This window comes from Stenotrophomonas sp. Sm2128, from assembly GCF_030985535.1.
Classification (GTDB): Bacteria; Pseudomonadota; Gammaproteobacteria; order Xanthomonadales; family Xanthomonadaceae; genus Stenotrophomonas; species Stenotrophomonas maltophilia.
Window position 1 is genome coordinate 1 of record NZ_JAPTFQ010000118.1, and the last position, 8,710, is coordinate 8,710.

6 protein-coding genes are annotated in these 8,710 nt (G+C 68.1%); 3 read left to right on the forward strand and 3 right to left on the reverse strand.

Annotation, left to right across the window (positions count from 1 at the left end; translation table 11 throughout):
* The first annotated feature begins 168 nt into the window (after positions 1 to 168).
* A complete protein-coding gene (locus tag O0K41_RS21320) occupies positions 169 to 576 on the forward strand; it encodes a YciI family protein (RefSeq protein WP_010484148.1) in 408 nt (135 codons plus the stop codon).
* Here the strand turns inward: O0K41_RS21320 and O0K41_RS21325 are convergent.
* Positions 554 to 2,635: an NHL repeat-containing protein gene (locus O0K41_RS21325; RefSeq protein WP_164222355.1), complete on the reverse strand. Its 2,082-nt coding sequence runs from the start codon at positions 2,633 to 2,635 to the stop codon at positions 554 to 556. The genes O0K41_RS21320 and O0K41_RS21325 overlap by 23 nt on opposite strands.
* Positions 2,636 to 2,800: 165 nt before the next feature.
* Here O0K41_RS21325 and O0K41_RS21330 point away from each other — a divergent pair, with 165 nt between their 5' ends.
* Positions 2,801 to 4,321, forward strand: coding sequence for a tetratricopeptide repeat protein (locus O0K41_RS21330; RefSeq protein WP_108270576.1), 1,521 nt, complete (start codon positions 2,801 to 2,803; stop codon positions 4,319 to 4,321).
* A 48-nt stretch (positions 4,322 to 4,369) separates the two neighbouring features.
* Here O0K41_RS21330 and O0K41_RS21335 read toward each other — a convergent pair whose 3' ends face one another.
* Positions 4,370 to 5,146, reverse strand: a complete 777-nt coding sequence (locus O0K41_RS21335; RefSeq protein WP_005407882.1) for a lytic transglycosylase domain-containing protein — start codon at positions 5,144 to 5,146, stop codon at positions 4,370 to 4,372.
* Positions 5,147 to 5,358: 212 nt separating this feature from the next.
* Positions 5,359 to 6,732 carry a D-serine/D-alanine/glycine transporter gene (gene cycA, locus O0K41_RS21340; protein WP_049448468.1) on the reverse strand — a complete coding sequence of 458 codons (1,374 nt, stop codon included), beginning with the start codon at positions 6,730 to 6,732 and terminating at the stop codon, positions 5,359 to 5,361.
* 230 nt (positions 6,733 to 6,962) lie between these two features.
* Between cycA and O0K41_RS21345 the strand changes: the two genes are divergently transcribed.
* A complete protein-coding gene (locus tag O0K41_RS21345) occupies positions 6,963 to 8,579 on the forward strand; it encodes an EAL domain-containing protein (protein WP_005412097.1) in 1,617 nt (538 codons plus the stop codon).
* Positions 8,580 to 8,710: the final 131 nt, after the last annotated feature.

An 8,710-nucleotide genomic window follows, 5' to 3' on the forward strand; every position in this document is an offset into this window, starting at 1 on the left:
CACCCGGCCAAACCCATGAACCCGAGCTTTCAGCGACCAACCCAACCCCACCACGGAGGGGCTCCGCCGTTCGCCGATCCCCGCCGAAGGCGCCGCCTCCCGCGCTGCAACATGCCCACGCGCAAACCTGCGCGATCATGGACACTCCGCCCCCGCCAGGACCGTGCCATGCAGCAGTACCTGCTTCTGATCTACATCGAGCCTGCCCTGCTGCAGGCCCTACCCATCGAAGAATTCAATGCGCTGATGCGCGACTGCCTGGCCCACGCAGACAAACTGCAGGCCGAGGGCACGCTGCTGGCCGCGCAGAAACTGCAGCCGGTCGACACCGCGCAGACCCTGCGCGTGCGTGATGGCCACAGCCGTGTACTGGATGGCCCGTTCGCCGAAACCCGTGAACTGCTGGCCGGCTTCAACCTGATCGTCGCCCGCGACCGCGACGAAGCCATGCGCATCGCCCGCGACTTCCCGTGGGCGCGCTTCGGCAGCATCGAGGTGCGGCCGCTGGAAGACATGGACGCCGAGCGCGAGCGCTGCGGCGCCCCGGCTGCGGCTATGGCAGCAGCCGTACCCTGAGCTCGCGCGGGCCCACGCCTTCGTTACCGCTGTAGTCGCGCACGCTGGCGCGCACGATGTACTCGCCCGGCGGCAGCGCCGCCGGCTGCCAGCGCCCGGTCTCCATCAGGCCATCACGCACGGTGTTGGTGGCCAGGTAACGGAACCGGGTCACCGCACTGCCATGCACCGTGATACCGCTGTCCGGTGCGTAGGCCACGCGCACCGCTTCCTTCTGCGGCGGCATGCGGTTGAACACGATGTTCCAGCGCGGCTGCTCGTAACCCTGCAGCGGCTGTCCGCCGGCATCGAGGATCTGGTAGCCCACCTGGTACATGCCCAGGCGACGACGCGGCAGGTTGTTGTCGACCTGGTCCCAGGCCTCGATCACGATCTGCACGCCGCGGCCCTGGCGCGCCACCATCACCACGCCATCGCTGCCGGCGGCCATCGGCTGGTCGTTGTCGTCCAGCAGCGCCACATCGGTGATGCGCGGTGCGAAGTGGTCGGCGTAGTTGTGGAAGCCCAGCGCCACGGCATTGGTCTCGAAACCACCGGTGCCCACGGCCAGGTGCACGTGCGCCTGGTTGTTGATGCTGCCCAGGCGGTCGCCGACGTGGATGCGCATGCCGCGGCGCACGCGCATCCGCTCCAGCTTGCCCTGCTCGTCATACAACGCCTGCCAGCGCGCATCGTAGGGCTCATCGCGCGGGGTGCGGCCGACCCGCATGTGGATGTACTTGAGGCGGTCCACGGCCAGGCCCTCGGCCTGCTCGCCCAGGTTCCAGGCGGCCACCGGGCTGCTGATCTTGCCCTCGGCAATCGCCAGTACGGTCTGGCCCACATCACCGCGCACGTCGAAACCGCCATGCAGGTGGTGGCGGCTCTCGCCGGTGAAGTTGCCGCGCACCTCACCCAACGTACCGACCACTTCATGCCAACCGTCCTGCGGTGCCAGCGGCCAGCGACCGCCCGTCTCCGGCAACGCCGCATCGGCAGCCGGGCCGACCAGTGCCGGTGCCGGCAGTTCGCCCACCGGCAGCGGGCGCAGGCGATGCAGGCGGTAGTTGGCGGCGTCGGCCACCAGCACGCTGCCATCGGCATCCAGCGCCAACCCGCTCGGGCGGGCCAGGCGCGGCAGGCGGCCATTGCCGACCAGCGCGATCTGGTGGCCCTGCGGCGTCACCTGCACGATGCGGCCATCAAGATCGCCCACGTACAGCACACCGTCGTGCGTGGTGGCCAGCGACAGCGGCCCATTGATCACGCCACCGGCGGCGACCACGGTGCTCACCGTGCCGTCGGCGCCTACGCGGCGCACCGCGTTGTTGAAAAGGTCGGCCACCAGCAGCGCGCCCTGCGCATCGAAGGCCAGCGCCACCGGCGTATCGAAGCGCGCAGTGGCGCCCGTGCCATCGGCCAGGCCGGGCCGATCGCCGCCGGCCAGGGTGCGCACGTTGCCATCAGTACCGATCACCCGGATGCGGTCATTGAAGGTATCGGCCACGTAGACCTGGCCCTGCGCATCCACTGCGATGCCCATCGGCGCATCGAAGCGTGCCTGCGCGGCAGGGCCATCGGCGTGGCCCTGTTCACCACCGGCCAGCGTGGTCACCTGGCCATCGATGCCGATGCGGCGGATGGCATGGTTGCCGGTGTCGGCCACATACAGGTTGCCCTGCGCGTCGGCGGCAATGCCCGAAGGCGTATTGAAACTGGCCTGCAGTGCCGGGCCATCAACGCGTCCCTCGCCCTGCCCGGCCACCGTTTCAACGCGGCCATCGGGCAAGCGGCGGCGGATCCGGTTGTTGTCACCGGCATCGGTGAAATAGACGCTGCCATCGGCACTGCGCAGCAACGCGTACGGATCGGCGAAACGTGCCTGCGCGGACGCGCCATCGCGGTCACCCGGGTGGCCATCGCCGGCCAGCGGTTCGATCTGCGCGGTCCACGCCAGCGGCGTTGGAACCGGACCCGCCGGTTCACCCAGCGTATGCAGCGGTGTCTCCCACCAGGTTGCGGCCAATGCCACTACCGTCGCCAATGCTACGCCTGCCGCCATCCATTGCCACCGTGCCATCGTGCTGCGCTGCCTGCCTGCTGTCTGAAGAGGCACCGACAATAGTCGCTGAACGCACGATCCGCCATGGCCAATCGTGCGGTCAAACGCCAGAGTTCCATCCATCGCGCTTGTTCTCGCTGGCTGCAGCGGGTTCAATGCGGTTCCCACGGATGGAAATCCTCCATGCCCCGCATCCTCACCGTCGCCGCCCTGCTGTTTGCCGCATTGGCCAGCACATCCGCCACTGCTTCGATCACGGTGGTGCCGCAGAAGCCGTCCGTCACCGCCGATGCGATGCACCAGGCCTATGCCACGCGATGGGATGAAGCCATCCAGCAGTCGCGCAGTGGCAACACGCTGGGTGCGCTGATCGCGATGGAACGGCTGATGGAAGATCCGATGCTGGATGACTTCGATGCCGAACACCGCGGCCGCGCCGCGCAGGTGGCCGGCTGGACCGCAATGGTGCAGAAGAAGCCGGACCAGGCGCGCCGCTACCTGCAGCGCGCACAGGAAGCACTGCCGGACGACGCGCAGATCCTGCTGACCCTGGTCTCGGTGGAACTGTCCGAGAACCAACCGGCACCTGCCACGAAGCACCTGGTGCAGGCGCTGAAGCATGCCGACGCGCCGTTGCCGGTGGACCACCACGCGATCAACTACCTGCAGTTCCGCCTGCGGGACCAGCCCCAGCAGCGCATGGAACTGCTGCAGGCGCTGTTCGACAACGGCTGGAAGAGCGGCGGCCTGGAACCCACCGGGCTGTGGCTGGCGCTGGCCACGCTGCAGGCCGACAACGGCCGTGGCGACAGGATTCCCGCCACGCTGGCGCGCATCACCGGCCCCGCCGAGATCATCCGCCTGCGCAGTGACAAGCGGTTTGATCGCTATGTCGACCGCGCCGATGCCCGCTTCGATCCGGTGCAGGCTGCACAGAAACACCTCGACGAACTGCGGGTCTCCGGCCTGCTCGACCGGGCGCTGGACGCACGCATGGCCGAGTTCAGCAGTACGCTGCTGATGCTGGACCGCAACGAGGAAGTGCTGGCACTGACCGATGGCATGGCCGGTGCGGCGGCCGAAGGTGAGTCGCCCTCGGCGACGGAAGCCGAATGGGTGGCATGGCTGCTCAACAGCCGGCTTACGGCGCTGCGCCGGTTGGGCCGTACCGACGATGCGCTGGCCACAGCCAGGCTGGCCGCACGCATCGGTGCGCTGGGCCCGGATGGTGCCGAGCACCAGTTCAACGTCGGCTTCGTGCTCAGTTCGCTGGGCCGCATGCAGGACGCTGCTGCCGCAGTGAATGACATGCCAGGCCTGGCCGGTTACGGCAAGGCGGCCCAGGCACTGCTGCAGTTCGCTGCCGCCCGCGAACGCGGCGATGCCCAGGCAGTGGAAGCCGCCCGCTCGGTGATCCTTGCCCAGCGCGACGACGCACGCCTGTTCCATCGCGAGATGCTGCTGGACGAAGGCAACCTGGACGGCGCAGCCGCAGTGCTGATCGAACAGCTGCGCTCCCCCACCGACCGTGGCGAGGCGCTGGCCTCCCTGCAGGACATGCGCACCTACCCCTCGCTGCCCGGTGACGTGAAGATCGATGCGGCCTGGCGTGCGCTGAAGCAGCGCGCCGACGTGCAGGCCGAGGTGGCACGCGTCGGCCGCATTGAGCGCTACGACCTGGTCAGCGCTTCCACTTCGCGCTGAGCCGATTTTCTGTGGCGCCGAGCGTGGGCTCGGCACTACACCTTCCGCCTAGCGGGCTGGCACCTCGGTACGGATGCCCATCGCTTCGCGGTAGCGTGCATACAGGGCCATCACCTTGTCCACATAGGCCAGGGTTTCGGCGTAGGGCGGCACGCCCTTGTAGCGGGTGACTGCACCGATGCCCGCGTTGTAGGCGGCCGCCGCCAACGGGCGATCGCCGTTGTAGCGGCGCAGCAGCGCGCGCATGTAGCGCGCGCCGCCCTCGATCGACTGCTGCGGCGAGAACGGATCGCGCACGCCATATTCCTGTGCGGTCTCCGGCATCAACTGCATCACGCCCTGTGCGCCCTTGGTCGAGACCGCCAGCGCATCGAAGTTGCTTTCGGCATGGGCAATCGCGCGCAGCCATGCGTCATCGACACCGGTGGCCTTGGCCGCGGCCTTGAACTGCTTGGCGTGCTGCGCCAACTGCGGCTTGCCGACCTTGCCCAGGCCTTCGTGGGCAGGTTCGCCCGGCGGCGTGGCCACTGTGAACTTCAGGAACACCCGCGAGCCGGGCAGGTTGCGGGTGGAGTAGACCAGCGCGCCATCCTGCTCGCGCTCGTACAGCACGCCGCTGAACACGCCCATGTTGCCCCACAGGTTCGGGGTCTGGATGGCGTTGTCGTCGATTTCCTTCGGGGTGCAGCGTGAACCGGGTTCCGGCGCGGTGGCCAGGCTGACGGTGTTGCCCTGCACGCAGCGGTAGACGGTGCGCGCGGCGGCCAGCCCGGGCCACAGGCTGGGCAGCAGCAACAGCGCAAGCAGGAGAGGGTGACGGGGCATGGCGGCCGGATCATCCGGCCGCGCCCGCTAATGTTGGGTGAATGGGGGCCGGCAGGGCTGCACCCGCGCCCGCGCCGGCGCCGGTAGAGTCGACTGTCAGTCGACTATCGCGCGCAGCGCGGGGTTTTCCGGAAGCCCACGGGAGAGCAGTCGACTAACAGTCGACGCTTCCGACGTTCCCGATTTCGGCCTTGCCGCCCCCGCATCCCCGGTCATTTCGCGGTCCTGCGGCGCACCCAATACCCCACGCCCAGCAGCACGAACCACGCCGGGCTGGCGATCAACGCCTGGCGGGTGTCGTCCTGCAGGCTCAGCAGCACCAGCACGGCGGCGAAGAACACCAGGCAGGCCCAGCACATGGCAACACCGCCGGGCATCTTGAAGATCGAGGCAGCGTGACGCTCCGGGTAGCGACGGCGATAGGCCATGTAGGCCACCAGAATCAGCGACCAGACGAAGATGAACAGCACCGTGGCCAGCGTCGTCACCAGGGTGAAGGCGGTCACCAGGTTCGGAATCAGGTAGATCAGCAGCGTGCCACCGAGCAGGCACAGGCACGAGAACAGCAGGCCACGGGCGGGCACGGCGGCGCGTGACAACTTCGACAACCCGCGCGGGGCGTGGCCCTCTTCGGCCAGGCCGTACAGCATGCGGCTGGTGGAGAAGATGCCGCTGTTGGCCGAGGACGTGGCCGAGGTCAGCACCACGAAATTGATCAGGCTGGCGGCGGCAGGGATGCCGGCGAGCACGAACAGCTGCACGAACGGGCTCTTGTCCGGCACCACCTGGCGCCACGGGGTGACGGCCATGATCGCGATCAGCGCCAGCACGTAGAAGATGATGATGCGCACCGGGATCGAGTTGATCGCCTTGGGCAGGTTGCGCTCGGGGTCGGCGGTTTCGGCGGCGGTGGTGCCGACCAGCTCGATGCCGACGAAGGCGAACACCGCAATCTGGAAGCCGGCGAAGAAACCGACCAGGCCCATCGGGAACATGCCGCCGTCATTCCACAGGTTCGACAGCGACGCGGTGTGGCCGCTGGGTGAAGTGAAGCCCCACGCCACCAGCCCGGCGCCGGTAATGATCAGCGCGCAGATCGCCACGATCTTGATCAGCGCGAACCAGAATTCCATCTCGCCGAACAGCTTCACCGTCACCAGGTTCAGCGACAGCAGCAGCATCACGCACGCGAGCGCCGGTTTCCAGGCTTCAAGCCCGGGGAACCAGAACTGCGCGTAGGCGGCAATGGCGATCACATCGGCGATGGCGGTGACGATCCAGCAGAACCAGTACGTCCATCCACAGAAGAAGCCGGCCCAGGGGCCGAGCAGGTCGGTGGAGAAATCGATGAAGGATTTGTACTGCAGGTTGGACAGCAGCAGCTCGCCCATCGCGCGCATCACGAAGAACAGCATCGCGCCGATGATCAGGTAAACGAAGACGATGGACGGGCCGGCCAGGCTGATGGTCTTGCCCGACCCCATGAACAGGCCGGTACCGATGGCACCGCCGATGGCGATCAGTTGCAGGTGGCGGTTGGACAGGCTGCGGCGCAGGTGCTCGGGGGGCGTTGCGGGCTCGGTCATGGGCGCGGGCAAAAGGGCGGGCGAAGCGTTCGACGGTAGTCCTCCGCAGGCCGGAGCGCCAGCGTCGGATGGGCCAATCCCGTCAAACTTGGCCGCTTTCATCACAATGTGACCGAATACCGGATTCATCCCATTCCGCCCGGCCCGGCGCCATGCTCAGATAGCCGCACCTGCCCAAGGATCGGCCCGACCATGCGCCCTGCCCTGCCCGCCCCGCTGGAGCCCCGGCCATGAGCCGGCTGCGCGTGATCATCGGCGGCACCGCACTGGCGCTGCTGGCCGCAGCCGTGCCGATCGCGGTGATGGCCTATGCAACCTGGGACCGTGCGGTCAGTGTCGAGCAGCAGCGCCTGCGCGACATCGCCGGCCGCACCCTGCGCCGCGCCGACCAGTCCTACCTGGAAGCGCTGGCCGCGTTGAAGTCCGCCGAGGCCGGCGCCTACGATCCGTGCGGGCCGGACCACATCCGGCGCATGCAGACGCTGGTGATGACCTCGCCGTCGGTCGACCAGATGGGCTACTTCGAGGGTGGCAAGCTGCGCTGCACGTCGTGGGGCCCGTTCCTGTCCGACGTCAACCAGCCCAGGTCCGACCACGTCACCAGTGATGGCGCCGGCATCGCCGTGGATGTGCGCCCCGAGGCAAGCGGACGGCGCCAGGTCCTGTCGATCCTGTATGGCAACTACGACGTGCTGGTCGATCCGCGCCGCTTCGTCGATGTCATCGCCGACCCGAACGTGCGCCTTGCCCTGGCCAGCCCGGACGGCCGCCTCCTGGCCAGGCAGGACGGCATGGATCCGGCATTGCTGGAGACCCTGCTGCGCGCGCCCGGTGAGGGCCTGGACCACAACACCCTGTACGCCACCGCGCGCAACGAAGAGTGGCTGGCGATCGCAACCACGCCGCGTACCGCGCTTGCCGCGACCTTCCGCCAGCAGGCCTGGCTGTTCGTGCCGATCGGCGTTCTGCTGGCCGCCATCGGTGCCGGCCTGGTGATCTGGCTGTCGCGTCGCCGCCTGTCCCTGCGCGGCGAGCTGGCCACGGCGATCCGCCGCCGCGAGCTGTACCTGCACTATCAACCCATCATCGAACTGGATACCGGCATCTGCGTCGGCGCCGAGGCGCTGGTACGCTGGCAGCGCCCGGATGGCACCCAGGTGCGGCCGGACCTGTTCATTCCGCTGGCCGAAGAGGCCGGCATGATCGCCGCAGTCACCGATCTGGTGATCGAGAACGTGGTGCGCGACATGCGCGAACTGCTGGTGGCCGACCGCAGCGCGCACATTGCGATCAACCTGGCCGCCGAAGACATCAGCAGCGGCCGTGCGCTGAAGATGATCTCCAAGCACATGGCCGGCAGCGGCATCCTGCCGCAGCAGATCTGGATGGAAGCCACCGAACGCGGTTTCCTCGATCTGGACCGCGCCCGCACGATGCTGGCACAGGCACGTCGGGCCGGGCACAGCGTGGCCATTGATGATTTCGGCGTCGGCTTCTCCAGCCTGCAGTACCTGGAGCAGCTGCCACTGGATGCGCTGAAGATCGACAAGTCGTTCATCGATGCGATCGGCACCGAGAGCGCGACCAGCCCGGTGACGCCGCACATCATCGACATGGCCAAGGAGCTGGGCCTGTGGGTGGTGGCCGAGGGCGTGGAAACCGAGGCACAGCTGGCGTACCTGCATACCCGGAAGGTCGAGTTCGCGCAGGGCTGGCTGTTCTCGCGGCCGCTGCCACGGGATGAGTTCGTGGCGTTCCACCACAAGCGGCAGCAGCGCTATGGCGCGGCGCGGGAGCACATGCAGAATCCGCGCAGCGTGCCGATCGAGCGTGAGGGAGTGGAGTAGGACGGCGAACGGCGGAGCCCCTCGTGGCGGGTCGCGTATTGCTATCCCAGGGCTGGCCGGGACGGTCGGGTTCGCGGGGGACGCCGTAAACCCGTCCGTGGGGGCTTGGCCGCGGCATCCATGCCGCGGAC